The sequence below is a fragment of the Streptomyces sp. NPDC018263 genome, assembly GCF_055562575.1.
Genome location: NZ_JBVHFA010000007.1, coordinates 238,355 through 265,353 on the forward strand (window position 1 = coordinate 238,355; position 26,999 = coordinate 265,353).

The window sequence follows — 26,999 nt, forward strand, 5'->3', positions numbered from 1 at the left end:
GATCAGACATGTCCGACGAGCACGAGATCCGCGAACAGAACCGCGCCATCGTCGACCGGTACATGAACACCCGCGGCCAGGACCGGCTGAAGCGGCACCTGCTGTTCACCGAGGACGGCACCGGCGGCCTGTGGACCACCGAGACCGGCGAGCCCATCGTCATCCGCGGCCGGGACCGGCTCGGCGAGCACGCGGTCTGGTCGCTCAAGTGCTTCCCCGACTGGGCCTGGATCAACGTCGAGATCTTCGACACCCAGGACCCCGACCGGTTCTGGGTCGAGTGCGACGGCGAGGGCCAGATCCTCTTCCCCGGCTACGAACCCGGCATCTACCGCAACCACTTCCTGCACTCCTTCACCTTCGAGAACGGGAAGATCAAGCAGCAGCGCGAGTTCATGAACCCCTGCCAGCAGTTCCGGGCCCTCGGTATCGACGTCCCCGCGGTCCGCCGCGACGGAATCCCGACCTGACGCCGGCCGGCCGGCCCCCGGTCCCCGCCCCGACCCCGCAAGAGGAAGCCGTGCGCCCCTCCCTCCAGGACATCCAAGCGTCACTCGCCCTGCAGCAGCCCCAGTGGGACGACGCCCGCCCGGTCGAGCGGGTGCGCGCCACCCTCCGCACCTGTCCACCCCTGGTCACCGCCGACGCCGCCGAAGGGCTGCGCCGGCTGCTCGCCGACGTCGCCGCCGGGCGGGCCCTGCTGCTCCAGGCGGGGGACTGCGCCGAGGACCCGGCCGAGTCCACCCCACGGCACGTGCGCCGCAAGACCGACCTGCTCGACCACCTCGCGGAGGCGGCCGGCGCGGTCACCGGCAAGCCCGTGCTGCGCGTCGGCCGGATCGCCGGACAGTTCGCCAAGCCCCGCTCCAAGCCCGTGGAGCAGGTCGGCGGCATCACCCTGCCCGTCTTCCGCGGCCACATGGTCAACGCCCCCGAGGCCGATCCGGTCAGCCGCCGCGCCGACCCCGAGCGCATCCTCACCTGCCACCGGGCCGCCCAGGAGATCGTCCGCGAACTGGCCGCCGTCAACGCCGGCCGGCCCCCCGCCGAACAGGTGTGGACCAGCCATGAGGCGCTGCTGCTCGACTACGAGCTGCCCATGCTGCGCCTGGACGCCGGCCGCCCCTACCTGGGCTCCACGCACCTGCCGTGGATCGGGGAACGCACCCGTCAGCCCGAGGGCGCCCATGTCCGGCTGCTCGCCGAGGTGGTGAACCCGGTGGCCTGCAAGATCGGCTCCGGTACCACCACCGAGGACGTCCTCGCCCTGGCCGCCCGTCTCGACCCGCACCGGGAACCCGGCCGGCTCGTGCTGGTCGCCCGCATGGGCACCGACTTCGTGGCCAGCAGGCTGCCCCCGCTGGTGGAGGCGGTACGGGCCGCCGGGCACCCGGCGATCTGGCTGTGCGACCCCATGCACGGCAACACCATCACCAGCCCCGCCGGGCACAAGACCCGCCTGGTGGACGCGATGCTCGCCGAGATCGAGGGCTTCGGCACCGCCCTGGCCGGGAGCGGCGGCGTCAACGGCGGCCTCCACCTGGAGACCACCCCGGACGACGTCACCGAGTGCGCCGCCGACGTCTCCCGGCTCGGCAGCGTGGGGGACCGGCACACCACGTTCTGCGACCCCCGGCTCAACCCCGACCAGGCGCTGCGCATGGTCACCGGCTGGGCGCACACCCTGCGCTGAGCCCTCGCCGCGCCCCGGCAGGCCCGAATCCCTCCCGCCCCGAAAGGAGCCGACTGGTGGTCGGCATACCCCGTATCGCGCCCTACGCCCTGCCGGCGGCGGACAGCCTCCCGGCGAACACGGCCCACTGGACGCCGGACCCGCAGCGGGCCACGCTGCTGATCCACGACATGCAGCACTTCTTCCTGCGGTCCGTACCGGACCCGCTGCGCTCCGAACTCGTCGACAACGCCGCCCGGTTGCGCAAACGCGCCGCGAGCCTCGCCGTGCCGGTCGCCTACACCGCGCAGCCGGGCGGCATGACCGACGAGGACCGGGGTCTGCTCAAGGACTTCTGGGGTCCGGGCATGCGCACCGCCCCCGAGGACCGCGAGGTGGTGCCCGAACTCGCCCCCGACCCCGGCGACTGGATGCTCACCAAGTACCGCTACAGCGCCTTCCACCGCTCCGGCCTGCTGCGCCGGCTGCGCGCCGCCGGACGCGACCAGCTCGTGCTCTGCGGGGTCTACGCCCACATCGGCGTCCTCGCCACGGCCGTCGAGGCGTTCAGCAACGACATCCAGGTCTTCCTCGCCGCCGACGCCGTCGCCGACTTCTCCGCCGAACGGCACCGCCTCGCCCTGGACTACGTGGCCGAGCGCTGCGGGGTGGTCCTGCCCAGCGCGGAGGTGTTCCGGTGAGCCCGCCCAGCGACCTCCTGGACCGCCTGCTCGCCGCGCCCGGCGAGCACGACTTCGCCCTGCTGCACCGGCCGGAGAGCGGCACCCCCGGCACCGTCGACGTCCTGCTGGGCGAGGTCTCCCACCCGGCCACCCTCGCCGGGCTGCCGCTGCCCGAGAGCACGGAGGGCGCCCGCCACGAGGCCCTCGTCCTGGTGCCCTACCGCCAGCTCGCCGAACGGGACTTCGCCGCCCCCGACGACGGCGCGCCCCTGGTCGCGCTCACCGTCACCGAACAGGCCGAGCTGCCGCTGGCGGACGTGCTTCAGCGGCTGCCCGACACGCCGGTCGGCATGAGCGGCCACCGCTTCGACCTCTCCGACGACGAGTACGCCGAGAAGGTACGGCGGGTCGTCGCGGACGAGATCGGCACCGGCGAGGGCGCCAACTTCGTGCTGCGCCGCACCCTGCTCGCCGACCTCGACGGCTACACCCCGCACACCGCGCTGGCCGTGTTCCGCCGGCTGACCGCGGTCGAGCACAGCGCCTACTGGACCTTCGTCATCCACGTCGGCGGCCGCGCCCTCGTCGGCGCCACCCCGGAACGGCACATCTCGGTGCGGGACGGCCACGCCGTGATGAACCCCATCAGCGGCACCTACCGCTACCCGCCCGGCGGCGCCGACCTGGCCGGCCTCACCGCGTTCCTCAAGGACCGCAAGGAGACCGACGAGCTGTACATGGTGCTGGACGAGGAACTCAAGATGATGTCCCGCGTCTGCGAGCCCGGCGTCCGCGTCACCGGACCCCGGCTGAAAGAGATGGCCCGGCTCGCCCACACCGAGTACTTCATCGAGGGCCGCACCCGCCGCGACCTGCGCGACATCCTCCGCGAGACCCTGTTCGCGCCCACCGTCACCGGCAGCCCGGTGGAGAGCGCGGCCCGCGTCATCCAGCGCCACGAACCCCAGGGGCGCGGCTACTACAGCGGCGTCGCCGCGCTGATCAGCCGCGAACCCGGCGGCGGACGCTCGCTGGACTCCGCCATCCTGATCCGCACCGCCGACATCGCCGCCGACGGCAAGCTGCGGCTCGCGGTCGGAGCGACCCTCGTACGCCACTCCTCCCCGCGCGCGGAGGCCGCCGAGACCCGTGCCAAGGCGGCCGGGCTGCTGCACGCCCTGGGCGGCGCGGCCGGCCCCGACGTCCCGCCGGTGCTCGCGGCGCGCTTCGCGGACCGCCCCGAGGTCCAGGAGGCGCTGCGCGGCCGGAACGCCGACATCGCGGACTTCTGGCTCGCGGCCACGCCGCCCGGCGCGCTCAGGGTGCCCGAGCTGAAGGGGCTGAAGATCCTGGTGGTGGACGCGGAGGACGCCTTCACCGCGATGATCGTCCAGCAGCTCGAAGCCCTCGGCCCGACCGCCGAGGTGCTGCGCTACGACCGGCTGCAGGGACGCCTCGACGGATTCGACGCGGTCGTGATGGGCCCCGGCCCCGGCGACCCGCAGGACACCGCCGACCCGAAGATCGCCGCCCTGGACGCCGCCGTGGCCCAACTCCTGCGCGACCGGCTGCCGTTCCTCGCGGTCTGCCTCAGCCACCAGGTGCTCAGCCGCCGCCTCGGCCTCCCGCTGATCCGGCGCGCGGAACCCAACCAGGGGCTGCAGCGCGCCATCGACCTGTTCGGCCGGCGTGAACGCGTCGGCTACTACAACACCTTCGCCGCCGTCAGCCCCGCCGACCACCACCACGTACCCGGCACCGGAGAGGTCGCGGTCAGCCGGGACCCGGAGACCGGCGAGGTCGACGCGCTGCGCGGGCCGCACTTCGCCTCCTTCCAGTTCCACGCCGAGTCCGTGCTCACCGTCGACGGGCCCCGGCTGCTCGGGGACGCGCTGCGGGGGGTGCTCGCCCGATGAGGCTGGAGATCGCCTGGTGGGACCTGGACGACTCGCCCCAGAGCATCCGCACCCTCAACGCGCACCTGTCGGAGGGGGTGACCGGCGACTGGGCGGAGGTGCCCGGCCTGATGGTGAAGTACTGGGTCGCGGACCCGGCGCACAACCGCTGGGGCGCCGTCATGGTGTGGGAGACCGACCGGCCCGCCGGCCACCCGCTGCCGCCCAACCGCGCCGCCGACCTCATCGGCCGTCCCCCGGACCACCGCATGGGCTTCGCCGTCGAAGCCCTCGCCGACCCCACCGCCGCCCTCCCGATCCCCCAGGTCACCGAGGAGTCCCGCTGATGCACGAGTACCTGCTCGTGGACGCCTTCTCCCGCAAGCCGCTCCACGGCAACCCGGTCGCCGTCTTCCTGGACGCCGGCGACCTGTCCGCCGAGCGAATGCAGCGGATCGCGCGGGAGATGAACCTCTCCGAGACCACCTTCGTCCACCCCGCCCGCGAGGGCGGCGACGCGCGAATCCGCATCTTCACCCCGGTCAACGAACTGCCCTTCGCCGGACACCCGTTGCTCGGCACGGCGGTGGCGCTGGGCGAGGTGCTCAAGCGGGACCGGCTGCGGCTGGAGACCGCCATGGGTACCATCCCCGTCGAACTCGGCGACGACGACGGCGCGGTGACCGTCCGCATGCAGCAGCCGCACCCCGTCTGGGAGCCGTACGAGCACGCCGGGGAACTCCTCCAGGCGCTCGGCGTCAGCGGGACCACCGCGCCGGTGGAGATCTACCGCAACGGGCCCCGGCACGTCTTCGTCGGGCTGGAGAGCGTCGCCGCGCTCTCCGCGCTCACCCCGGACCACCGCGCCCTCACCCGCTTCCCCGACATGGCGGCCAACTGCTTCGCCGGGGAGGGCTCGCACTGGCGGACCCGGATGTTCTCCCCGGCCTACGGCGTCGTCGAGGACGCGGCGACCGGCTCGGCGGCCGGCCCCCTCGCCATCCACCTCGCCCGGCACGGCCTGGCCCGCTACGGGCAGCCGCTGGAGATCCTCCAGGGCGTGGAGATGGGCCGCCCCTCGCTGATGCTCGCCACCGCCGAGGGCACCGGGGAGCACGTCACCTCCGTCCAGGTCGGCGGCCACGGCGTCCCGGTGGGGCGCGGAACCCTCTACGTCTAGGGCCCCGACTCAAGGAAGGCACGGCATGAACAGCAGCAAGTTCGAGAGCCTCACCGGCCGCACCGACCGCCGCTTCCCGGAGTACGACGACCCGCCGGCCGAGCCCCTCGGCCTGGTCCGGGAGTGGCTGGCCCAGGCCGTCGAGCAGGGGGTGCGCGAGCCCAGGGCGCTCGCCCTGGCCACCGCCGACAAGCGCGGGCGCGCCTCCACCCGGGTCGTGGTGTTCGGCGGCATCGACGACCAGGGGCTGCTGTTCACCACGCACAGCACCAGCCGCAAGAGCCGGGACATCGAGGAGACCGGCTGGGCGTCCGGCCTGCTCTACTGGCGCGAGACCGCCCAGCAGATCAGCATCGGCGGGCCGGCCGTCCCGATCGGGGAGGCCGAGGCGGACGCCCTGTGGCACGCGCGGCCCGTCCCGCTGCACGCCATGTCCGCCGCGTCCCAGCAGAGCGAACCCCTCACCGACCCGGACGCGCTGCGCGCCGCCGCCGAGTCCCTCGCCGCCACCGGCGCCGCCCTCGACCGCCCCGCCCGGTTCACCGGCTACCGGCTGGTCCCGCACGAGGTGGAGTTCTGGTCCGCCCGCTCCGACCGGATGCACCACCGGCTGCGCTACGAGCGCGACGGCGCCGACTGGCACGTCACCCGGCTCCAGCCATGACCGCCCCCGACGACAGGAGCCGCCCCGCCATGCAGGAACGCGCCTTCCCCCTGGTCTTCGCCGAACGCGTCCCGGCGACCGCCGCCTTCTACGAACGGCTCGGCTTCACCCGGCTGCGGCAGAACCCGCCCGAGGGCGAGCCCACGTACATCGCCCTCGCCCGCGGCACCGCCGAGCTGGCCGTGGTCTCCGCCGACTGGCCGCCCACCCAGTACGGCAGGCCGCTGGGCAGCGGGGTCCGGTTCGAGATGTTCGTCCTCGTCGACGACCTGGACACCCTGCTGAAGGAACTCGCCGGCGTGGGCGTCCCGTTGCTGCGCGACCCCGTGGAGATGCCGTGGGGCGAGCGGATCGCCTATGTCACCGACCCCGACGGCAACCCCGTGGCCCTCGCCGCCGGACCCCACTCCTGACCATCCGACCTGGGACGCGCCATGACGCTGGACATCGCCGAGACCGACCGCATCCTCGAACCGCCGCACGGCACCCGCCCCGACCCGGACGCCTTCGTCCAGGCCGCCATGGCCTGGCACTTCGACCCGGACACCGGATCGCCGTTCTGGCTCAAGCGGGCCACCGCCTTCGACTTCGACCCCCGCCGCGACATCCGCACCCACGCCGACCTCGCCCGCTTCCCCAACGTCGCCGCCGAACTCCGGCAGGTCCCCGCCGCCGACCTCGTCCCGCGCGGCTACGGCGACCGTCCCGACGTGATCGGGGTGTACGAGAGCGGCGGCACCACCGGCGCCCCCAAGCGCGTGGTGCTGCTGCGGGACTGGCTGGAGCGCACCCTGCACTGGAGCAACGAGGCCCTCGACGCGCACGGCTTCCCGCGCGGCGCCGACTGGCTCGGCCTGGTGCCCGGCGGCCCGCACATCGTCGGCGAGTACTTCCAGCGCTCCGCCGCCACCCACGGCCGGTTCGGGTTCCGCGTCGACCTCGACCCGCGCTGGGTCAAGCGGACCATCGCCGAGGGACGCGGACCCGAGGCGGGCGCCTACGCCGAGCACGTCATCGACCAGGCCGCCGAGGTGCTGCGCACCCAGGACATCGGGGTCATGACCATCACCCCGCCCCTGCTGGAGCGGCTGGCCCGCCGGGACGACCTGGTCGACCTCGTCAACGACAAGGTCCGCGCGATCCGCTGGGGCGGCACCCAGATGGACGCCGACTCCCGCCACCTCTACCGCACCGAGGTCTTCCCCGACACCGTCCTCAGCGGCAACTACGGCAGCACGATGATCCTCGGCTTCGCGGGGGAGCGGCCGGGCCTGCCCGACGACGCGCCCTGCGTCTTCGACACCCTCGACCCCTGGGTCACCTTCGGCGTGGTCGACCCCGAGACCGGCCGGCCCGTCCCCTACGGCGAGCGGGGGCGCGTGGTCGCCCACCACGTCAGCAAGTCCTTCCTGCTGCCCAACAACCTCGAACGCGACGTGGCCACCCGCGTACGGCCGCCGGAGGGCGGGACAGGGGACTCCGTCGCCGACATCGCGCCGGTCGGCGTCTTCGAGAACGAGACGGTCATCGAGGGGGTCTACTGATGCCGCCCGCGCTGGAAGAGGAGGAGCTGCCCCAGCTCGACGCGCTCGGGCCGAGGGGCCCGTACCGCGCCCGCAACCGGCTCACCGTCACCGATGTCTCCGGGGCTCCGGTCGCCCGACTCAGCCTGGTTCCGGGGGTGTTCCTGCACCGTGCGCTGACCGCGCTGCGCCGTGCCGAGCCGCCGGCACCCGACCGGCGGGCCGCCGCACTCGCCCGTGCGGCGGAGCTGTTCACCACCGGCCGGGTGGGCGGGCTGACCCTCGCCGAGCACGAGCACCTCGTCAGCCGGGTCGGCGGAGTGCCCCTCGGCGTCGTCCGCACCGCGACCCGCGCCATCGGTGAGCGCCTGGCCGCCGCGTACGACAGTGCGCGGCGGGCCAGGCCGGTGGACGCCCGCGACGACTGGCGCGACCCGCTCACCCGCGCCGGGCGCGCGGTGTGGACCCGGCGCGGCGAGGTGTTCGCGGTGAACGCGGCCGGGAACCACCCCGGCACCCACAGCCTCTGGCCCGAGGCGCTGGCACTCGGCTTCCGGGTCGCCGTCCGCCCCTCCCGCCGGGAGCCGTTCACCCCGTACCGTCTGATCACCGCGCTCCGCGAGGCCGGGCTCGGGCCGGACCAGGTGGCGTTCCTGCCCACCGGGCACGAGCTGGCCGACGAGCTGCTGCGCGGCGCCGACCTCGGCATGGTGTACGGCGGCGACGACGCGGTCCGGCGCCACCGGACCGACCCGGCGGTGCTGACCCAGGGCCCCGGCCGCTCCAAGATCCTCGTCACCGCCGACGTGGACTGGCGCGAGCACCTGGACACCATCGTCGACTCCGTCAGCCACCACGGCGGCACCGGGTGCGTCAACGCCACCGCCGTCCTCGTCGAGGGCGACCCGGCACCGCTGTGCGCCGCGCTCGCCGAACGGCTCGGCGCGCTGCCCGCGCTCGCGCCCGAGGACGACAAAGCCGTACTCCCCGTCCAACCCACCGCCACGGCAAGGGCGTTCGGCGCCCACCTGGCGAACCGGGCCGCGGGAACCCGGCCCTGGCTGGGCGCGGACGGGGTGGTGGCCGAACTCGGGGACGGCAGCGCCGCGTTGCGCCCCGCCGTGCATCAGGTCGACCGGCCCGACGCACCCCAGCTCGGCGTCGAACTGCCCTTCCCCTGCGTCTGGGTGGCGCCCTGGACCCCCGAGGCCGGCACCGCCGTCCTGCGGGACAGCCTCGTCGTCACCGCGCTGACCGGACGGGAGGAGCTGATCGACCGGCTGCTGGAGGAGCCCACCATCGGCAACGTCTACGTCGGCGACACCCCCACCTACCGCATCGCGCCCGGACTGCCGCACGACGGCTTCCTCGGCGACTTCCTGATGCGCACCAAGGCGGTCATCCGCACCTGATCCTCCGCCTCAACTGCCCTGCTGAACCAGCGCACTCACCGCGCACTTGTCGAAGGGACCACCACACCCATGCACGCCGTTTCGTACACCGCCCAGTGGATGGCCGCCGCCCGCGCCCTGGAGTCCGAGCGCGAGGACGCCCTCTACGTCGACCCGCTGGCCCGCGACCTCGCCGAGCCCAAGGGGTTCGAGCTGATCGACCGCTATGTCGGCGGCGGTCTGCTCCCGTTCATCTCCATCCGCACCCGCTTCCTGGACGACGCCATCCGCGACCTGCTCGCGGACGGCTCTATAGGCCAGGTCGTGCTGATCGCCGCCGGCATGGACACCCGCGCCTTCCGGCTCGACTGGCCCGACGACGTCGACGTCTACGAGGTCGACCACGGCCCCCTCATCACCGAGAAGCGCCGTCGTCTCGACGCGCTGGGCGCCAAGCCCGGCGTACGGCGCCACGAGGTGTCCGCGGACCTCACCAAGGAGTGGCTGCCCGACCTGGAGGCGGCGGGCTTCGACCGGACGCGGCCCACGCTGTGGGTCGCCGAGGCGCTGACCTTCTTCCTCACCGAGGAGCAGGCCGCCGGGCTGCTGCGCCTGCTGGCCTCGGCCTCCGCGCCCGGCAGCCACCTCGCCTTCGACATCCTGGGCCGGACCCTGCTGCGCAGCCCGTTCTCCAAGCCGTTCCTGGACCGGCTCGCGGAGGACGGCACCCCGTGGATCTTCGGCACCGACGAGCCGGAGCCGTTCCTCGAGGCCAACGGCTGGGAGATCGAGTCGCTGAAGGAGCCGGGCCAGCCCGGCGCGGGGGAGGGGCGCTGGCCGTACGACGTCCAGCCGCGCGGGCGCCGCTTCGCCAACCGGCTCTGGCTGATCCGCGCCCGGCTCGCCGCACAGTGACGCCGGGTCCCTGAGCACCTGGCTGCCGGAACCCCGCCGACGGGGTTCCGGCGCCGCTCAGTCCCGCGCCTGGAGCCGCTCCCGCAGCTCCAGGTTCTCCTCCGCCAGCATCCGCAGCCGCTCCCGCACCGGCTCCAGCGCCTCGGCCAGCTCCGGCTCGGAGTAGCGCGGGGTGATGTGCTTGGGGCAGTTCCAGAACAGGCCCTCCACCCGGATCAGCATGAGCTGCTCCAGCGGACCGTCGGTGCGCAGATCGGACAACCGCTCGTGCAGCTCGGGGAATTCGGCCGGGTCACGCGTCTCCGCGCGGCCGAAGATCTTCAGCCGGGTGGGGTTCGCGTAGTCCATGAAGAACAGCGACACCCGGTCGTCGGAGCGGAGGTTGCCGGCCGTGATGTACTGCCGGTTGCCCCGCACCTCCACCCAGCCCAGCGTGCCGCTGTCCAGCACATGCACGAAGCCGGGCGGGCCGCCCCGGAACTGCACGTACGGCCAGCCGTCCTCACCGGTGCTGGCCAGGTAGAACCCGTCGCGGGCCCCGATGAAGTCCGCCTCGTCCGGCCCCATCCGGTCCGGCTCGTCGGTGTCCCGCGCCAGCAGCCGCGCCATCGCCTGCGCACTGCCCCGCTCCTCCTGCACACCGCGCACGTTCTTGGTGAACGCCAACCGCGCGTACCGGCTCATCCACGCCCCCTGAAGCCCACACCATCAAAACCCGGTCGACGGCCGACCCTATCCACGCCCCGCCGCCCGGCAAAGGACCACCAGGGTCCGGACGCGCGAGGACCCCCGCCCGGCGGGCTGCCGGGCGGGGGTCCTCGCTCACCTCATCAGGTGCGGTAGGCGTAGAACGCCGCCGTCGGGTAGGACGCGACGAGGCTGGCCACCGACCGGTTGTAGGTGTTGGTGGAGTGGTACGTCACGTAGGGCACGCCCTGGGCGTCGCGCTTGGTGACGATCATCGTGTGGTCCTTGGACCCGTCCTTGTTGAAGTCCATCTGGATGACATCGCCGATGTCGGCCTGGTAGACATTCGCAAGGCTCGTGACCCGCTTCGAGGACAGCGCGAACCAGGAGAACTCGTTCACACCCACGAAGGAGTCCGACTGGATGTCGGCGGTACCGAACCAGTTGTGGAAGTCGTTCGTGTAACCGGGAACGTGCTTCCAGCCACCCGCCTTCAGCGACTGGCTGACGAAGTTGGTGCAGTCACCGCCCGCGCCGGCCCCGTTGAAGTTCGGGTACGCGGTGTTGTAGTTGCTCCAGTACTTCGTCGCGTACGCGACCATGGCCTTGTAGTCGTAGGCCGCACCGGTCAGGGTCTTCGGCTTCGCCGGAGCCGGCCGCGTGGTGGCCGCGCGGGGCGCGTCCGGCGGGCTGTCGTCCGCCTTGACCGTGACCTTGGCGACCTCGGGCTTCGCCACCTGGTTCACCGCGAGGTAACCCTCATCGGTGTCCTTGATGCGCGTGAGCTGCCAGTTGCCACCGCGGTCCGCCTGGAAGGTCAGCTCGTGGTGCGCCTGGAACCCCGTGGTGGGGGGCTCGTTGCCCGTGGTCTTCTTGTACGTGAGCGACGTGGTCTCGGTGACGGCCACCGTGGCGCGCCGGCCCTTGACCTGCGTGGCGTCCAGCTTCACGGTGGTGCTGCCCGCGCTGTACTGCTCACCCAGCGCGGCCAGACGGCTCTTGCGGCCGCGAAGCTGGCTGAGCGCCGAGTCCTCCTGGCGCGACTGCGTGCCGGACAGGCGCACATCGCCGGAGAAACCGGAGGTCCGCTGCTTGCGGCCCTCCGAAGCGCCGCCCACCAGAGCCTGGGTGCGGTCGGTGAAGACCGCGTCCGCCAGCTTCTGGAAGGTCGCCTTGGTCGCCGTGTCGACGGTCGGGTCGTCGGTGACCGCCGCGCCCGCGCTCCAGTTCGGCAGCAGGGCGACGCCCGCCACCACGGAGGCGGCCGCCGCCGAGATTATGGTGGCGCGGCTCCGCTTACGGCTCAATTTCCTTGACTTCAATGATGTTCCCCTCTACGCCGGTACACAGACCGGGACTCCGGTGACAGAGACCGGGCGAACGCATCTTCGCATGCCGTGTGCGGCAGGTGTGAAGACGGGACGCACAAGTGGAACCAGACTGTTTCACAGGTCACTTGACGACCGACGACCAGTCCGGCGACTGCGCGGGGTCCAGGGTGCGCAGCCGCGCCAGCGTCTGCGGTGTCTGGACGTCCATCCAGTCGGCCAGTTCCTTGAAGGACACGCACTTCACGCCCTTCTTGGTGCACACGTTCTTGACCACCTGGTCGATGGCCCGCATGTAGATGCCGCCGTTCCAGTCCTCGAAGTGGTTGCCGATGAACAGCGGCGCCCGGCTCCCGTAGTACACCCGGTTGAAACCGGCCATGTACGAATCGACCGTCTGCTGCTCCCACTTGGGGAACTCGGCCGGGTTGCCCTGCGTCTCGCCGTCCGACTGGTTGTACAGGAAGTTGAAGTCCATGGACAGGCCCTGGTACTTGCCCGACTCGTAGGGCAGCATCTGGAGCGGGAAGTCCCAGATGCCGTCCTTCTTCGCCGGCCAGATCTGGAAGTCGCCCGCGGAACTGGCGTCGTAGCGCCAGCCGTAGCTCTTGATGGCCTTGAGCAGGTTCTTCTGGCCCTCCAGGCAGGGCGCCCGGCCGCCGGTGACCTCCTTCTTGAAGTCGAAGGGCAGCGGTTCGACGTCCTTGTTACCGGTGTTGGTCTTCCAGTGCTCGACGAACGAGAAGAACTGGTCGATCTCGCTCTTCCACTCCGTCACGCTCCAGTCGCCGCCGCCCTTGGCGCCGCAGAAGTGGCCGTTGAAGTGGGTGCCGATCTCGTTGCCGTCCTCGTACGCCTTGCGCAACTGCTCCACGGTCTCGCGGATGTGCTCGTCGGTGGCGTAGTCGATGGCGGCGGCGCCGGGGGAGTGCTGCGGCGGGTGGTAGAGGTTCTTCTTGGCCTTGGGCAGCAGGTAGATGCCGGTCAGGAAGAACGTCATATGGGCGTCGTACTGCTTGGCCAGTTGACGGTAGTGCGAGAAGAGATGGTCGCTGCCCTCGAGCCCGCCGTCCCAGGAGAAGACGACGAACTGGGGCGGTTTCTCACCGGGCTTGAGCCGTACGGGCTTCAACGTGCCCTTCTGCGGCCCGGTGTAGGACGTGGAGCCGTCCCCGAGCACCTTGGTCTTCCCGTCCCACTCCGGCTCCGCGGACGGGGCGGGTCCATGGGCGGGGGAGACCGCGGAGGCCGTGCCGTCCTCGTGGTCCAGCAGCAGGTACCCCGTGACCGTGGAGACGAGCACGAGCAGTACGGCCAGCGCGAGGACGGCGGGACGCGTGACACGGCCGCCCTCGGGGTTGCGTGCCTTGCGACGGCGGCCTGTGCTCGACGACTTCATACGGATCGATCTCCGGGGCGGGTTGCGGGTTGAGGAGCCGGGAGGGGGTGGGCCGGGGCGGCGGCGGGGCTCAGCCGACACCCACGGCCTGCGACCAGATTCCGAACGGCACGCTGTTCTCGCGCGTTCCGGCCAGACCGTCCAGCGGCAGCGGTTCCAGGCTCTTGCCCAGGTCGATGCGGTAGACGACGATCGCGGTCGACACCGATCTGAGGGTGCCCGTGTACCAGAGCGCGGTGTCCTTGTCGGTGGTCCCGTCCTTTCCCGCGGCCGGGGTGGTCGCCGCGGGGGTGGGATGGAAGGTGCGGAAGTTGTCCGCGAGCGCCTCGCTGACCTGCTGGGCGACCTCGGGGCGTACCGCCCGGCGCCGGTCGGGCGCGTCGAGGCGTACCCCGGCGCCGTTGCGGGTGACCCGGCGCACCGAGTACGGCTCGGTGTGCCGGCCGTCCGCCGCGAAGGTCGCGTAGCCGCTGGCCATGCGGATCGTGCTGGGCGTGGAGGTGCCGAGCGACAGGTTGGGCGTCGCCGGGCCCAGGCTGGACGGCAGGAGTCCGGCCGCCTTGGCGGTGGCCTTCACCTTCGCCAGCCCGGTGTCCATGCCGAGCTGCATGAACGGCGTGTTCACCGAGCGGGCGAGCGCCTGGCGCAGGGAGATCGGCCCGTAGGAGCGCTTGCCGTCGTTGTGCGCGGCGACCTTCTTGCCGCTGCGGTCCCAGTAGGGGCCCTCGGGGGTGGTGACGGGCACCGCGTCGTCGCCGTTGTACACCGACTCCGGGGTGACCGGGGTGGCCGGGCCCTCGCGGGTCTTGCGCACACCGTTCTCCAGACCCGCCGCGTAGACGAAGGGTGTGAAGGCCGAACCCGCGGGCACGGTGGTGGCGTTGGACTCGTTGTAGCCCTGCTTGCGGTGGTCGGGGCCGCCGTAGACGGCGACGATCCGGCCGTCGGTGGCGACCGAGGCGGCGCCGTAGTGGGCGGTGCGCGCGGCCTTGGGGTCCTTCTTCAGGGCGTCCTTGCGGGCCTTGGTGACCGCGTCGGTCAGCTCGCTCTCCCGCTTGCGGTCGAAGGTGGTGTAGATCTGATAGCCGCCGAGGTCGAACTCCTTGTCCGAGAGGTGGGCGTTCTTCCTGGCGTAGCTCGACGCCAGCTCCACCAGGTAGTCGCTCTGCTTGCCCGTGTCATAGATCTGGAGCGTCTTGATCGGCTCGGGGAACTTGGTGTAGGTGGCGCGCTCGGCCGGGGACAGCTTGCCGATCGTGACCATGCGGTCGAGAATCCACGACCACCGCTCCACCGCCCGGCGGTGGTTGGCCGCGCTGAGCGTCGGGTCGTACAGTCCGGCGCCCTTGAGCAGCGAGGCGAGCATGGCGGCCTCGCTGGGGTTCAGCTTGCTGACGTCCTTGCCGTAGTACGCCTGGGAGGCGCGCTGGATGCCGTAGGTGCCGCGGCCGAACCAACTGGTGTTGAGGTAGCCCTCCAGGATCTTGTCCTTGCTCATCCGGTTGTCGAGCTTGAGGGCGATCATCGCCTCGGTGAGCTTGCGGCCGAGGGTCTGGTCCTGGTTGAGATAGACGTTCTTGACGTACTGCTGGGTGATGGTGGAGCCGCCCTCGGTGTCACCCTGGCCGACCGTGCGCCACAGGGCGCGGGTGATGCCCTTGGCGGAGATGCCGGGGTCGGAGTAGAAGCTCTCGTTCTCCGCCGCCAGCACCGCCCAGCGCACCCCCTCCGGGATGTCCTTGAGCGGCATCGCCTGCCGGCGCACCCACCCGGTGCGGGCCATCGGGGTGCCGTCGGACCAGAAGTAGACGTTGTCCTGCTGGGTGGCGTAGGAGTTGAGGTTGGCGGGGACGTCGGTCGCCGCGTAGGCCACGGTCAGGACGAGGCCGGACAGGCCGGCCACGGCGAGCCAGCCCGCGAGCCACTGGCGCCAGGACGGTATCCAGCGCCGCCAGTCCTCCCGGCCCGGACGCGGATACTCCGGGCGCAGCCTGCGGACGTACGGCGCGGCGAGCGCCGCGTACGGGGCGAGCCGGGCGGTGACCGGGGCCAGGAGGCGGCGCAGTACGGCGAGGACGGTCAGTAGCGGAGCCAGGACGCGGGAGGGTTGGGGGGCGCCTGCCTCCTCGGTGGCCTTCGGCTCGGGCTTCAGCGCGGGGCGGATGCCGTCCAGGTCGACGATCTTGAGCTGCATCGTCTCGTCGGGGCGCACGGTGCCGACCCGGAGCTGCATGGTGGCCTCGGGCTCGAACACGGCCGGGTCCGGGGCGTTTTCGGGCTCCCGCCGGTCCGGCCCCTGGGCACGGCGTCCCCACGTCCGCCTCGGCGCCGCGCGCCGGCCGCGCCCACGCCGGGCGCCGTCATGGGCGTCCTCGGCATCTTTGGCGTCCTCGGGGTCAGCCCCCTGCCCTGCCTCGGTCACGACAGGTCTCCCTCCCCACTCGGCCTTGCTCGCGTGGGCAGACGGACCGGCCGGAATCGGTGACCATCACGGTGGCACCGACGGCCAATTTGTTACCCCCTGGCCCCGTGTCTGCCCGCGAGCTTCACAAATTATCAGCTAATACTTTCGAAACCTGGAGGGCAGGGTCGGTCATGGGTCACACCCGGTCGCGGGGGTGACCGCCGCCGGTCACCCACCTGGTCAACTCCCGTGCCCCGCATGCAGAATGACGAGCATCACTCGATGATCGTCTGTGTTCGCACCGGCCAGAATCATGACGGAGCCCGCCCATGACCACCGGCACCCCCGGCCCCCGGCAGATCGACACCAGCACGGCCCACCCCGCGCGGGTATACGACTGGCTGCTCGGCGGCAAGGACAACTACCCCGTGGACGAGGCGGTGGGGGAGCGGCTGCCCGCCGAGGCGCGGGACGGCGCCCGCCAGAACCGCGCCTTCATGAACCGCGCGGTCGCCTGGCTCGCCGCGCAGGGGGTCGACCAGTTCCTCGACATCGGCACCGGCATCCCGACCGAGCCGAACCTGCACCAGATCGTCCAGCGGATCGTGCCGACCGCCCGGATCGTCTACACCGACAACGACCCGATCGTGCTGCGGCACGCGGAGGCGCTGCTGGTCGGCCGCCCCGAGGGCGCCACCCAGTACGTGGAGGCCGATGTCCGCGACCCGGCCTCGATCATCAAGAACGCCCGCCAGACGCTCGACTTCGACCGGCCCATCGCCCTGTCCCTGATCGCCCTGATGCACTTCATCAACGACGACCAGGACCCGTACGGGCTCGTCTCCAACCTCCTCGCCACCCTGCCCCCGGGCAGCTACCTGGTCCTCTCGCACGCCTCCTCCGACATCTTCCCGGAGCTGTCGGCGCAGGTCACGGCCGAGTACGCCAAGGGCGGCATCCGGCTCGGCTTCCGCGACCGCGCGGGCGTGGAGCGCTTCTTCGAGGGGCTCGAACTGGTCGAGCCCGGCCTCGTCACGGCCACCGAGTGGTTCAAGGACGGCGAGGCCCCGGCGGACGAGAAGAGCGGGATCTACGCAGGGGTGGCGCGCCTCCCCTGACGCATGCCGCCGGCTGCGTCGAAGGGGCGCGACGGGGCGCGAAGGGGCGCAGCAGGCGCGCGACCATGAGCCCTGTACGCGCCCCTTCGAAGGCGGCGAGAATGCCCGTGGCGGCGGAGGCGGCCGTTCGCCGGACCCCCGAGGAAAGGCAGGTTGCCACTGTGCTGCTGCGTCTGCCCACGTCCGTGTCCGAAGCGCGGGAACACCTGGCCGAGGGAGCCGTGCCGATAGGCGGCGCCACCCTGGTCTGGGCCACCTGGCAGCGCGACGGGTTCCCGGCCCAGGCCGTGTCGCTGCGCGAACTGCCCGAGGCCAACGTCCTCGGCCCGGGGGAACTGGGCGGCGCCGTCGTCCTCAGCCGCGTCGACGACCGCGTCCCCGAGGTGCTGCGCCGCGCGGCGGGCTCGGTCGGCACCGGCGCCGTACGCCGCGCGGCCACGGTCGGCGGCAACATAGCGGGCAGCACCCTGCGCTGCCTCCTCCCGGCGGCCCTCGTCCTGGAGACCCGCGCCACGGTCCTGACCTCCACCGGGGTGTACGACACCGACCTCGCCGAGGTCGTCGCCAAGAGCCCCGTCCTGCTCAGCCTGCGCTGGCGCACCCCCGTGGCCAGCGCCTACCGCAAGCACGAGGGCGAGCCGGGCGGACGGCCTCCCCTGGTCGTCGCCTCCGCCCTGCACGCCCTCGGCGATGGCCGCCACCGGCTCAACATCGCCGTACGCGACGGCTACGAGGTCGTCAGCGAGAGCACCGAGTGCGGCACCGACCCCGAGGAGCCGCTGTCGGTGCTCGAACCGACGCTCCTGAGCGACATCCCGGCCGCCCGCGCGGCGGTCCACGACCAGATCAACGGACTGCTGCCCCGCTGAGACCCCGAAAAGCTGAGACCCCGAAAAAAGGGGGCCATGGCTCTCCACGCCATGGCCCCCTTCGCCGTACGCCGCTCAGACCGCGCTGTCGCGCAGCTCCGCCAGCGCGCCCTCGGTCAACTGCCGGGGCACCGACTCCGCGTCCACCAACAGCACGTCGCAGGGCGCGCCGTGGGCGAGGGCGGAGGTGATGCTGCCGTCCGCGAACTGGGCCAGCGGCCCGCGCGGCGAACGGCCCACCGCCACCGCCCGCGCGCCCACCCGCGCCGCGTGCTCGGCCAGCACCCGCCCGGCGGCGGCATGGTCGCCGACGCTGGTGAGCACCTGCCCCGACGCGGTCACGCCGTGCGCGGCCAGCCGGGCGAGATGGGCGGACACGGCCGCCCGTGCCTCCTCGGCACTCTCCGGCTCCACCGCCTGCTCCTCCACCACGACCGTCTCCCGGACGTGCACGACCTCCAGCGGGCTGCCGGTCTCCCGCGCCAGCCGCGCCGCCGCGTCCACGATGGCGGGCGCCCCGCCGTGCGCGCCGACCGCCACGATGACCCGCGGCACCCCCGCCTCGACGGGCGTACCCACAGCGGTGAGCGAGGGCGTGGCGACCGGCTCCTCCTCCGGCCGCTCCTCCGCCTTCCGCAGCAGCCCGTGCCCGCTGGCCAGTACCGGGATGGCCAGCACGAACGTCGCCGCGCCCAGGTAGAACGGCACGCTCAGCTCGGTGGCGTCCGCCAGCTTGCCCGCGACGAACGGCGCGAGACCACCGCCGATGAACCGCAGGAAGCCGTACGCGGAGGACGCCACCGGACGCTCGACGGGGGAGACGAGCATGACGGCCTGCGTGGTCAGCGTGTTGTTGATACCGATGAACGCCCCGGACACGATGACCGCCACGATCACCACCGTCGGACTGCCCACCCCGGCCGCGATGACCGCCATCACGACGCCCAGGCCCAGCAGGTTGGCGTACAGCACCGGCGCGGTGCCGAAGCGGGCCTGGAGGCGCGGGGCGAAGAACACGCTGAACGCGGCCACCAGCAGACCCCAGCCGGTGAAGACCAGGCCCAGCTCATGGGCGCTCAGCTTCATCGGGTAGGGCGCGTAGCCCAGCATGGTGAAGAAGCCCCAGTTGTAGAGCAGCGCCATGATGCCCATCGTCAGCAGCCCCCGGTGCCGCAGCGCCTTCAGCGGCGCGATGGGTGACGTGGGCCGGGCGGGCTTCGGTATCGAGGGGACGAAGGCCAGCGTGGCGAGCAGCGCCACGGCCATCAGCGCGGCCACTCCGAAGAACGGCCCGCGCCAACTGATCGCCCCCAACTCCCCGCCCAGCAGCGGCCCGACGGCGATGCCGAGGCCGAGCGCGGTCTCGTACAGGATGATCGCGCCGCCGAAGCCGCCGCTGGCCGAGGCGACGATGACGGCGAGCGAGGTGGCGATGAAGAGGGCGTTGCCCAGCCCCCAGCCGGCCCGGAAGCCGACGATGCCGTTGATCGAGTCGGTGCACCCGGCCAGCGCCGCGAAGACCACGATCACCGCGAGGCCGACGACCAGGGTGCGCTTGGCGCCGAACCGGCTGGAGAACCAGCCGACGAACAGCATGGCGACGGCCGTCACGATCAGATAGCTGCTGAAGAGCAGGGACACCTGGCTCGGCGTGGCGTGCAGACTGTCGGCCAGGGCGGGCAGGATCGGGTCGACGAGCCCGATGCCCATGAACGAGATCACGCAGGCGAACGCCACGGCCCACACGGCCTTCGGCTGCCGGAACGGGCTCGCGGCCCTTTCACGCGGTGCACTCATTACCGCTTCTCTCCAGTCGAGTCGCTCTCCCCGGCCCTGCCGCGGCGGCGCCGGAGAGATCCGACGGGTGGCTCAGGAACGCTCCTGTATCGCGCGGGCCAGGGCCGGCAGCGCGACCCGCACGGCCTGCCGCTCCGGCTCGGACAGTTCACCGACGAGCTGTCCCAGCGCCTCGGCCCGCTCGGCCCGGCGCTCCCGGAACACCTGCTCGCCCAGCTCGGTGACCTCCACCAGCACGCCCCGCCGGTCCGTGCGGTCGGCGACGCGCCGCACCAGACCCGCACGCTCCATGCGGGTGACGAGCTGGGTCATGTTCGGCTGGGTGGCGTTCTCCGCCCGCGCCAGCTCGGTCAGCCGCTGCGGCCCCTCACGGCCCAGCCGGCCGAGCACCGAGGAGGCGGCGGTACTGAGCCCGCCGGCCGTGGCGCTGCGCCGTACATGACGGACGAGCTGCTCCACGGCGATCATCAGATCCTCGGCGGAGGTCCCGGCGGTGATTTCGGCGGGACCGCTGTTCATAACCCGCTTATGCATAAGCTCATTATGCAGATGCGTGTACGGTGAAGCAACTTTTTGGGACGTGAGGGGATGTCAGGCGGTGGCCGGGAAGAGGGTGCCGAGGTCGGCGAAGACGGCGAGGGCTGCCCACCCTCTGCCGCCCCAACGCCTACGTCCGGCCCACCGGCTGACGCCGGGTCGTTCCTTGCACCCCTCCACCCACCCGCCTAGCGTGGACGCGACACGTCAGGACAGGTAGGTCGCCGATGACGCAGCCGCAGCACCCCCAGGAGAGCGGAGCCGACGGCCGCCAGATCCAACTGGAGACCCACGGCCTCGACGTCATCGGGGACGCGGACCGCAAGGGCACCCCGCGCACCCTCTTCTGGCCCTGGTTCGGCGCCAACGTCAGCGTCCTCGGCCTCAGTTACGGCGCCTTCGCTCTCGGCTTCGGCATCTCCTTCTGGCAGGCCCTCGCCGCCGGAGTCCTCGGCATCGTCGCGTCGTTCCTGCTGTGCGGCCTCATCGCCGTAGCCGGCAAGCGCGGGTCCGCGCCCACCATGGTGCTCAGCCGCGCCGCCTACGGAGTACGCGGCAACCGCCTGCCGTCCGTCATCTCCTGGATACTCACCGTCGGCTGGGAAACCGTACTCGCCACTCTTGCCACCCTCGCCACCGCCACCGTCTTCAGCCGGCTCGGCTGGGGCGGCGGCGCCGAGACCAAGGCCGTGGCCCTGCTCGTCGTCGCCGCGCTCACCGTGGTCGGCGGCGTCATCGGCTTCGACCTGATCATGCGCCTGCAGACCGTGATCACCGTCGTCACCGGCGTGCTCACCCTGGTCTACGTCGCCCTCGTCGCCGACCACGTCCACTGGCCGACCGTCAGCGCCGTCCCGGCGGGCTCGCCCCAGCAGTTCATCGGCGCGCTGGTGTTCATGATGACCGGCTTCGGACTCGGCTGGGTCAACGCCGCCGCCGACTACTCCCGTTACCTCCCGCGCTCCTCCTCCAGCCGCGGCGTCATCGGCTGGACCACCCTCGGCGCCTCCGCCGCCCCGCTGCTCCTGCTCGTCTTCGGCCTGCTGCTCGCCGGGTCCTCCGACGAGCTGAGCCACGCCATCGCCGCCGACCCCATCGGCGCGCTGACCACCCTCCTGCCGACCTGGTTCCTCGTCCCCTTCGCCCTGGTCGCCGTGCTCGGCCTGGTCGGCGGCGCGGTGCTGGACATCTACTCCTCCGGCCTCGCCCTGCTCTCCGCCGGACTGCGTGTGCCGCGCTACCTGGCCGCCCTCGTCGACGGCGTCCTGATGATCGCCGGCTCGCTGTACATCGTGTTCTTCGGCGGGGCCTTCCTGAGCGATTTCATGGGCTTCCTCACCACCCTCGGCGTCCCGATCGCCGCCTGGTGCGGCGTGATGCTCGCCGACCTCGCCCTGCGCCACCGGGACTACGACGAGGGCGACCTGTTCCGCCCCGACGGGCGCTACGGCGACGCCCGCGCCCTGCCCCTCGTCCTCACCGTCGGCGCCACCGTGATCGGCTGGGGCCTGGTCACCAACACCGCCGCGGGCTGGCTGAGCTGGCAGGGCTATCTCCTGGGCCCGCTCGGCCTCGGCGGCCGGTCCGGCCAGTGGGCCGCCGCCAACCTCGGCGTCCTCGTGGCCCTCGCCCTCGCCTTCCTCGGCACCCTGCTCCTGGGCCGGAGGCGGGTCCGCGCCCAGGAGGCACTTCCGCCGAGCCCGGCCCCGGTCCAGGGGATGTACGGGGCGTGATGCCGGTGCCGGGGCTGCTCGCCGTCATCGACATGCAGCGCGTCTTCGCCGAACCGGGCAGCCCCTGGGCCACCCCGCGCTATGCCGAGGCGGCGGCGGGGGTGGCACGGCTGCTGCCCGCGTTCGCGGACCGGGTGGTCTTCACCCGCTTCCTCGCCCCCGCCCGGCCCACCGGGGTCTGGCGCGCCTACTACGAGCAGTGGCCCTTCGCCCGTCAGCCGCCCGACGCGGAGCTGTGGCGGCTGACGCCGGAGTTCGCGGACCTGGACGCTCCGGTGCTGGACGCGGAGACCTTCGGCAAGTGGACCCCGGAACTCGCCGCCCGCCTCGCACCGGACTCGCGGCTGGTCCTGGCCGGGGTCAGCACCGAGTGCTGCGTCCTCAGCACCGCCCTGGCCGCCGCCGACGCGGGGACCGAGGTGGTGGTCGTCGCGGACGCCTGCGCGGGCGTGGACGACGAGGCGCACGCCAAGGCGCTGCACGTGCTGGACCTGTACCGCCCTCTCGCCCGCGTCACCACGGTGGACGAGCTGCTGGGCGAGGGCGGGCCCTGAGGGGCGCGGCCGACCGCCGTCCGATCGGGTGAACCGCTTGTGAAGGGCTCCGGCCCGCCGAAAACCGTGCGCATGGTCCGGTTCCGGATGGGTACGCGGCCGGGAGCGCGCTCGGGCCCCGGTCCAGCGTGAGCCCGTACGACCGCACTACCTGGGGATGTGCCATGGAGACACCCGCACACGACGACCTTCCGACGCCGACGCCCGCCCAGCAGGCGCTGGACGTGCTGGCCGTCAACACCGACGACCAGGCCGCCCTTGAGACCCTCGCGCACAGCGACGTGCTCGTCCCGATGCCCGACGAGGCCGTGGACGCGGAGGGTGCCGACTCCACCATGGTCGCCCTGCCGGTGCTCGAGCAGCCCGGTGGCGAGCAGGTGGTACCCGTCTTCACCTCGGAACTGGAGATGGCCGGGCTGCTGCCCTCCGTCTCCCGCTACCGCCTCATCCAGCTCGGCGCCCTCGCCTCCCAGTGGCCCGAGGAGGAGCTGTCGCTCACCATCGACGGCAGCTCGGAGCACGGGCTGACGCTGACCTCGCAGGGCGTGCGCTCACTGCTGGCGCGCTGAACCGCCTGACGTATGGCGGAGTCGCACATGGGCGGCTTCGCCATACGGGTGTGTCTGCGGGTGTGGGGGTGCGCGGCCGCTGATGTGTCGCAGACCCATGTGGGCAGCGCACATGTGCCTAGCGCCGGTGTGGGCGGCACACATGTGCCCAGCAGCTGTGTGCCAAGCGGCTATGTGCCCTGCACCTATGTGTGAGCCAGCGGGTCAGTCCGAAGACTCCGCCAGCATCCGCTCCAGCACCCCGCGCTGCAGCGGCAGCACCTCCGCGTGCAGTTCGCGGCCCCGGCGGGTGAGGCTCACCCACACCCCGCGCCGGTCCTCCACGCACACCGAGCGCTCGACCAGCCCTTCCTTCTCCAGCCGTCCGATCAGCCGCGAGAGCGCGGACTGGCTGAGGTGGACCCGGCCGACCAGGTTCTGCACCCGGCAGTGGTCGCCCTCCACGGGCGTCTCCGCCGACAGGATGTCCAGCACCTCGAAGTCGCTGGCACCCAGCCCGTGCGGATGCAGGGCTCGGTCTATCTCGCACATGGTGCGCGCGTGCACCGCGAGGATGTCCCGCCAACGTTCTTCGAGCCGGGCGCCCTCACCCGTCTTCACTGCCATACCCGCACGGTAGCACCGATCCAGCCAATCGTTGACTGTGCAACTAGTACGGAAGCAAGCCGCCGTCCGGGCGGTCCCGGCCCTCCGGCCTCACCCCGCCCCGGCAACGCCCCCGCACCGCCCGCCGTCCGGTACCGGACAACCCGTCCCGAGAGCCGGACGCGCCCCCGTCGCCTGCGCCACAGTGGGACCACGGGACACAAGCAGCCCCGGGGCCGGGGGAGGGAGGCGCAGGCGTGATGGGCACTCCCTCGGGCCGTATCCGGCAGACGGTCCTGCACTGGCTCAAGGACCCGCACGCCCACTTCCCCCCGGCGAGCCTCGACCCCCTCGGCACCGGCGTCACTTCGCGCGCCGTCGCCGCCAAACTCGGTGTGCCCCGCCGTACGGCTGCCGCCCATCTCGACTTCCTCGCCCGACTCGGCCTGCTGCGCACTCGCCGCCGGCTGCTGCGCACCTACTACCGCCGCGACGAGGCCCGGATCGCCGAGGTGGCGCAGCTCTTCGAGAAGAACTGGTGATCCTCACTTCCCTGGGCAATACGGGCACCGACGGTAAGAAGTCGTTGTGAGGGAGCCGGGTTCCGCCCGGCGCGCGCGTGGCCGCGTTCCGTCCCACACCCCGGGTGCCTCTACGCTGCCGTACGCGCGGGCGGCACTCCGGAGCGGTCCGCGCCGGTGCCGTACGGGCGCGCCAAGGCGTGTCCGCACCGCCGTCGACCCCCTCTCCCCAGAACTGGAATCCATGAGTGCCATCTCTGTCGGTCAGGCCGTCGTCCTCGGCGTAGTGGAGGGGGTGACCGAGTTCCTCCCGGTGTCCTCCACCGGCCATCTGAAGATCACCGAGGGGCTCATGGGCATCCCTGTGGACGACAAGTCCGTGGTCGGGTTCTCCGCGGTGATCCAGGTCGGCGCCATCGCGGCCGTGCTCGTGTACTTCTTCAAGGACATCAAGCGGATCGTCAGCGCCTGGTTCCGGGGCCTGTTCCACCCGGAGGAGCGCTACCGCCACGACTACAAGTTCGCCTGGTGGGTGATCGCGGCCACCGTCCCGATCGTCGTCGTCGGACTGGCCGCCAAGCCGCTGATCGACGGCCCGCTCGCCTCCCTCTGGGTCGTCGCCGGCTCGCTGATCGTGGGCTCCGGCGTCATGTGGGCCGCCGACCAGATGGGCCGCCACAAGAGGGGCGAGGACGACACCTCGTTCAAGGACGCGATGCTGGTCGGCTGCTCGCAGATCCTCGCGCTGCTCTTCCCCGGCTTCTCCCGCTCCGGCGCCACCATGTCGACGGCGCTCATCCTCGACCTCGACCGGGTCGCCGCCACCCGCCTCTCCTTCTTCCTCGGCATCCCGGCCCTCACCGGCGCCGGTGTCTACGAGCTGAAGGACGCCCTCGGCGCCGGTGTGAGCGCCGCCCCGCTGGCGGTCGGCACCGTCGTCTCCTTCGTCGTCGCCTACGCCTCCATCGCCTGGCTGCTGAAGTTCGTCGCCAAGCACTCGTTCAACGCCTTCGTGATCTACCGGATCGTCGTCGGCGTGGCGCTGATCGGCCTGCTGGCCACCGGCACGCTCAGCAACTGAGGCGAGCACGCCACCGCACGGGGTGCGGACGTCCGGACAAGCCGGGCGTCCGCACCCCGTGCGCGTCCCGGATCGTCACGCCTTGACAGGTTCTGGCCTCAGACCGCACGATCGCCCAGTGAACCTGTCAGACAGCCAGACAGGTGGTCCGGCCCCCCGGCGTGTCAGCGCCCTGGAGGCGGTCCTCGGCCACCTCCGCGGCGCCATCGAGCGCGGCGAGTACGCGATCGGGGACAAGCTGCCCTCCGAGGCCGAGCTGTGCCGCACCCTGGAGGTCTCCCGGCCCGTCGTCCGCGAGGCCCTGCGCGCCCTGCACACCATGGGGCTCACGGTCTCGCGTACCGGCCGGGGCACGTTCGTCACGGCCGACGCCGTTCAGGACCCCACCTTCGGCGACTACGCGGCCAGTGACCTGCTGGAGGTCCGCCGGCACATCGAGGTGCCGGTCGCGGGGTACGCGGCCCGGCGCCGCACCCCGGAGGACCTGGACCGGCTGACCCAGCTCCTGGACCGCATGGAGCGGGAGACGGACACCGCGGCCTGGGTCGCCATGGACACCCTGTTCCACCTCGCCGTCGCGGAGGCCGCCCGGAACCCGGTCTTCCGCAAGGTGATCGAGGAGATCCGCGACGCCCTCGCCCGCCAGTCGGCCTTCCTCACCGAACTGGGCGGGCGCCGCGAGCAGTCCGACCGCGAGCACCGAACCCTCCTCGACGCGCTCGTCGCGGGCTCCGAACGCGACGCCGTCGCCGCGATGACCCACCACCTCGACCGGGTCGCCACGACCCTCACCCGAATCGTCCGCCCCGCGGGCACCGCCACACCCCCGGCGCTGCCCGTACCGGGCGGCCCCGACACCACCGGAGCCGACGCGTGACCCGTGCCCAGGCCGTTCCCGACCCCGCGATCCTCGAGGCCCCCGCTCTCCGCGAACCCGGTCACACCCCCGTCGCCCACCTGGTGCGCGGCGGAGTGATCGAGGGCGTCCACCACGGCTCGGTCCTCGTCCTCGACGCCGACGGCGGGGTGCGACTGCGGCTCGGTGACACCGAGGCCGCCTTCTACCCGCGCTCGGCGCTCAAGCCGCTCCAGGCCGTCGCCATGCTCCGCGCGGGCCTGCCCCTCGACGGCGACCTCCTCTCCCTGGCCGCCGCCAGCCACTCCGGGGAGGAACGCCACCTCGACGGCACCCGGCGCATCCTGGACCTCGCCGGACTCACCGAGGCCGAGCTGCGCAACACCCCCGACATGCCGTTCGACCCCGTCGTCCGCGACACCTGGGTCCGCGAGGGCCGGGGCCCCTCCCGGCTCGCACAGAACTGCTCCGGCAAGCATGCCGCCATGCTGTGGACCGCCAAGCTCAACGGCTGGTCCCTGGACGACTACCTCGACCCGGCCCACCCCCTCCAGCGGGCCGTCGCCGACACGATCGAGGACCTCACCGGCCAGCGGGTCGCCCACGTCACCGTCGACGGCTGCGGCGCGCCCCTGTTCGCCGTCTCCCTGCACGGCCTCGCCCGGGCCCTCGCCCGCATCACCACCGCCGCCCCCGGCACGCCCGAGGCCCGCGTGGCGGACGCGATGCGCGAGCACGCCGAGATGGCCTCCGGGGTCCGCCGCGACGTGGCCGCGCTGATGCGGACCGTGCCCGGACTGCTCGCCAAGGACGGCTTCGAGGGCGTCCAGGTGGCCGCGCTGCCCGACGGCCGCGCCATCGCCGTGAAGATCGCGGACGGTGCCGACCGGGCCCGTGTCCCCGTCGCCGCGGCCGCCCTCGCCCACGCCGGGATCGACCCGGCCCTCCTCACCGAGTTCGCGGGCGCGCCCCTGCTGGGCGGGGGCCGGCCGGTGGGCGCGGTGCGTACCGTACCGGCGCTGGACCTGGCCTCCTGAC

Annotated in this window: 27 protein-coding genes; 20 read left to right on the forward strand and 7 right to left on the reverse strand. The window is 72.4% G+C overall.

Going from position 1 to position 26,999, the window contains the following annotated elements; translation table 11 throughout:
- Positions 1–8: 8 nt before the first annotated feature.
- The 11 genes from ACZ3HQ_RS21560 to ACZ3HQ_RS21610 all read left to right on the forward strand — a co-directional run bounded on the left by ACZ3HQ_RS21560 (position 9) and on the right by ACZ3HQ_RS21610 (position 9,923).
- Complete coding sequence (locus ACZ3HQ_RS21560; protein WP_467513161.1) at positions 9–470, forward strand: PhzA/PhzB family protein; 462 nt, start codon at positions 9–11, stop codon at positions 468–470.
- A gap of 50 nt (positions 471–520) precedes the next feature.
- Positions 521–1,693: a 3-deoxy-7-phosphoheptulonate synthase gene (locus tag ACZ3HQ_RS21565; protein ID WP_467513163.1), complete on the forward strand. Its 1,173-nt coding sequence runs from the start codon at positions 521–523 to the stop codon at positions 1,691–1,693.
- 56 nt (positions 1,694–1,749) lie between these two features.
- On the forward strand, positions 1,750–2,373 hold the full coding sequence (locus ACZ3HQ_RS21570) for an isochorismatase family protein (protein WP_467513165.1): 624 nt from the start codon (positions 1,750–1,752) through the stop codon (positions 2,371–2,373).
- A complete protein-coding gene (locus ACZ3HQ_RS21575) occupies positions 2,370–4,271 on the forward strand; it encodes an anthranilate synthase family protein (protein ID WP_467513167.1) in 1,902 nt (633 codons plus the stop codon). Before ACZ3HQ_RS21570 ends, ACZ3HQ_RS21575 begins: the two co-directional genes overlap by 4 nt.
- Positions 4,268–4,597 carry a hypothetical protein gene (locus ACZ3HQ_RS21580; RefSeq protein WP_467513169.1) on the forward strand — a complete coding sequence of 110 codons (330 nt, stop codon included), beginning with the start codon at positions 4,268–4,270 and terminating at the stop codon, positions 4,595–4,597. Before ACZ3HQ_RS21575 ends, ACZ3HQ_RS21580 begins: the two co-directional genes overlap by 4 nt.
- Positions 4,597–5,430 (forward strand): PhzF family phenazine biosynthesis protein, encoded by an 834-nt coding sequence (locus ACZ3HQ_RS21585; RefSeq protein WP_467513170.1) that lies wholly within the window; start codon positions 4,597–4,599, stop codon positions 5,428–5,430. The genes ACZ3HQ_RS21580 and ACZ3HQ_RS21585 overlap by 1 nt, the downstream gene beginning before the upstream one ends.
- 25 nt (positions 5,431–5,455) lie before the next feature.
- The gene (gene phzG / locus ACZ3HQ_RS21590) at positions 5,456–6,094 is read left to right on the forward strand and encodes a phenazine biosynthesis FMN-dependent oxidase PhzG (RefSeq protein ID WP_467513172.1); all 639 of its coding nucleotides are present in this window, start codon (positions 5,456–5,458) and stop codon (positions 6,092–6,094) included.
- Complete coding sequence (locus ACZ3HQ_RS21595; protein WP_467513174.1) at positions 6,091–6,507, forward strand: VOC family protein; 417 nt, start codon at positions 6,091–6,093, stop codon at positions 6,505–6,507. Before phzG ends, ACZ3HQ_RS21595 begins: the two co-directional genes overlap by 4 nt.
- 21 nt (positions 6,508–6,528) lie before the next feature.
- Positions 6,529–7,638, forward strand: a complete 1,110-nt coding sequence (locus tag ACZ3HQ_RS21600) for a phenylacetate--CoA ligase family protein (protein WP_467513175.1) — start codon at positions 6,529–6,531, stop codon at positions 7,636–7,638.
- Positions 7,638–9,029 (forward strand): aldehyde dehydrogenase family protein, encoded by a 1,392-nt coding sequence (locus ACZ3HQ_RS21605; protein WP_467513177.1) that lies wholly within the window; start codon positions 7,638–7,640, stop codon positions 9,027–9,029. Before ACZ3HQ_RS21600 ends, ACZ3HQ_RS21605 begins: the two co-directional genes overlap by 1 nt.
- Positions 9,030–9,098: 69 nt before the next feature.
- Positions 9,099–9,923 (forward strand): class I SAM-dependent methyltransferase, encoded by an 825-nt coding sequence (locus ACZ3HQ_RS21610; protein ID WP_467513178.1) that lies wholly within the window; start codon positions 9,099–9,101, stop codon positions 9,921–9,923.
- Positions 9,924–9,980: 57 nt separating this feature from the next.
- Here the strand turns inward: ACZ3HQ_RS21610 and ACZ3HQ_RS21615 are convergent, their stop codons facing one another.
- The 4 genes from ACZ3HQ_RS21615 to ACZ3HQ_RS21630 all read right to left on the reverse strand — a co-directional run bounded on the left by ACZ3HQ_RS21615 (position 9,981) and on the right by ACZ3HQ_RS21630 (position 15,570).
- Positions 9,981–10,607: a pyridoxamine 5'-phosphate oxidase family protein gene (locus ACZ3HQ_RS21615; protein WP_467513180.1), complete on the reverse strand. Its 627-nt coding sequence runs from the start codon at positions 10,605–10,607 to the stop codon at positions 9,981–9,983.
- A 146-nt stretch (positions 10,608–10,753) separates the two neighbouring features.
- The gene (locus tag ACZ3HQ_RS21620) at positions 10,754–11,866 is read right to left on the reverse strand and encodes an amidase domain-containing protein (protein WP_467513548.1); all 1,113 of its coding nucleotides are present in this window, start codon (positions 11,864–11,866) and stop codon (positions 10,754–10,756) included.
- 196 nt (positions 11,867–12,062) lie between these two features.
- Positions 12,063–13,337 (reverse strand): polysaccharide deacetylase family protein, encoded by a 1,275-nt coding sequence (locus ACZ3HQ_RS21625; protein ID WP_467513181.1) that lies wholly within the window; start codon positions 13,335–13,337, stop codon positions 12,063–12,065.
- 70 nt (positions 13,338–13,407) lie between these two features.
- Positions 13,408–15,570 carry a transglycosylase domain-containing protein gene (locus ACZ3HQ_RS21630; RefSeq protein ID WP_467513549.1) on the reverse strand — a complete coding sequence of 721 codons (2,163 nt, stop codon included), beginning with the start codon at positions 15,568–15,570 and terminating at the stop codon, positions 13,408–13,410.
- A 500-nt stretch (positions 15,571–16,070) separates the two neighbouring features.
- Between ACZ3HQ_RS21630 and ACZ3HQ_RS21635 the strand changes: the two genes are divergently transcribed.
- On the forward strand, positions 16,071–16,859 hold the full coding sequence (locus tag ACZ3HQ_RS21635; RefSeq protein ID WP_467513182.1) for an SAM-dependent methyltransferase: 789 nt from the start codon (positions 16,071–16,073) through the stop codon (positions 16,857–16,859).
- A gap of 161 nt (positions 16,860–17,020) precedes the next feature.
- The gene (locus tag ACZ3HQ_RS21640) at positions 17,021–17,728 is read left to right on the forward strand and encodes an FAD binding domain-containing protein (RefSeq protein WP_467513184.1); all 708 of its coding nucleotides are present in this window, start codon (positions 17,021–17,023) and stop codon (positions 17,726–17,728) included.
- Between the two features lie 75 nt (positions 17,729–17,803).
- On the opposite strand, the gene ACZ3HQ_RS21645 is transcribed toward ACZ3HQ_RS21640, so the two are convergent.
- Positions 17,804–19,525 carry an MFS transporter gene (locus tag ACZ3HQ_RS21645; RefSeq protein ID WP_467513185.1) on the reverse strand — a complete coding sequence of 574 codons (1,722 nt, stop codon included), beginning with the start codon at positions 19,523–19,525 and terminating at the stop codon, positions 17,804–17,806.
- Between the two features lie 72 nt (positions 19,526–19,597).
- Entirely contained in the window at positions 19,598–20,059 is a 462-nt protein-coding gene (locus ACZ3HQ_RS21650) for a MarR family winged helix-turn-helix transcriptional regulator (protein ID WP_467513186.1), read from the reverse strand.
- A 230-nt stretch (positions 20,060–20,289) separates the two neighbouring features.
- Here ACZ3HQ_RS21650 and ACZ3HQ_RS21655 point away from each other — a divergent pair, with 230 nt between their 5' ends.
- The 3 genes from ACZ3HQ_RS21655 to ACZ3HQ_RS21665 all read left to right on the forward strand — a co-directional run bounded on the left by ACZ3HQ_RS21655 (position 20,290) and on the right by ACZ3HQ_RS21665 (position 22,918).
- Positions 20,290–21,795 (forward strand): purine-cytosine permease family protein, encoded by a 1,506-nt coding sequence (locus ACZ3HQ_RS21655; RefSeq protein ID WP_467513188.1) that lies wholly within the window; start codon positions 20,290–20,292, stop codon positions 21,793–21,795.
- Positions 21,795–22,349 carry a cysteine hydrolase family protein gene (locus ACZ3HQ_RS21660; protein ID WP_467513550.1) on the forward strand — a complete coding sequence of 185 codons (555 nt, stop codon included), beginning with the start codon at positions 21,795–21,797 and terminating at the stop codon, positions 22,347–22,349. The genes ACZ3HQ_RS21655 and ACZ3HQ_RS21660 overlap by 1 nt, the downstream gene beginning before the upstream one ends.
- Before the next feature lie 164 nt (positions 22,350–22,513).
- Positions 22,514–22,918 (forward strand): SseB family protein, encoded by a 405-nt coding sequence (locus ACZ3HQ_RS21665; protein ID WP_030804053.1) that lies wholly within the window; start codon positions 22,514–22,516, stop codon positions 22,916–22,918.
- 204 nt (positions 22,919–23,122) lie between these two features.
- Here the strand turns inward: ACZ3HQ_RS21665 and ACZ3HQ_RS21670 are convergent, their stop codons facing one another.
- Positions 23,123–23,524, reverse strand: a complete 402-nt coding sequence (locus ACZ3HQ_RS21670) for a MarR family winged helix-turn-helix transcriptional regulator (RefSeq protein ID WP_467513189.1) — start codon at positions 23,522–23,524, stop codon at positions 23,123–23,125.
- 236 nt (positions 23,525–23,760) lie between these two features.
- Between ACZ3HQ_RS21670 and ACZ3HQ_RS21675 the strand changes: the two genes are divergently transcribed.
- The 4 genes from ACZ3HQ_RS21675 to ACZ3HQ_RS21690 all read left to right on the forward strand — a co-directional run bounded on the left by ACZ3HQ_RS21675 (position 23,761) and on the right by ACZ3HQ_RS21690 (position 26,998).
- Positions 23,761–24,045 (forward strand): ArsR family transcriptional regulator, encoded by a 285-nt coding sequence (locus tag ACZ3HQ_RS21675; RefSeq protein WP_467513190.1) that lies wholly within the window; start codon positions 23,761–23,763, stop codon positions 24,043–24,045.
- 223 nt (positions 24,046–24,268) lie between these two features.
- Entirely contained in the window at positions 24,269–25,105 is an 837-nt protein-coding gene (locus ACZ3HQ_RS21680) for an undecaprenyl-diphosphate phosphatase (protein ID WP_467513191.1), read from the forward strand.
- A 118-nt stretch (positions 25,106–25,223) separates the two neighbouring features.
- Positions 25,224–25,982 carry a FadR/GntR family transcriptional regulator gene (locus tag ACZ3HQ_RS21685; protein ID WP_467513193.1) on the forward strand — a complete coding sequence of 253 codons (759 nt, stop codon included), beginning with the start codon at positions 25,224–25,226 and terminating at the stop codon, positions 25,980–25,982.
- Positions 25,979–26,998, forward strand: a complete 1,020-nt coding sequence (locus tag ACZ3HQ_RS21690) for an asparaginase (RefSeq protein ID WP_467513194.1) — start codon at positions 25,979–25,981, stop codon at positions 26,996–26,998. The genes ACZ3HQ_RS21685 and ACZ3HQ_RS21690 overlap by 4 nt, the downstream gene beginning before the upstream one ends.
- Position 26,999 lies beyond the last annotated feature (1 nt).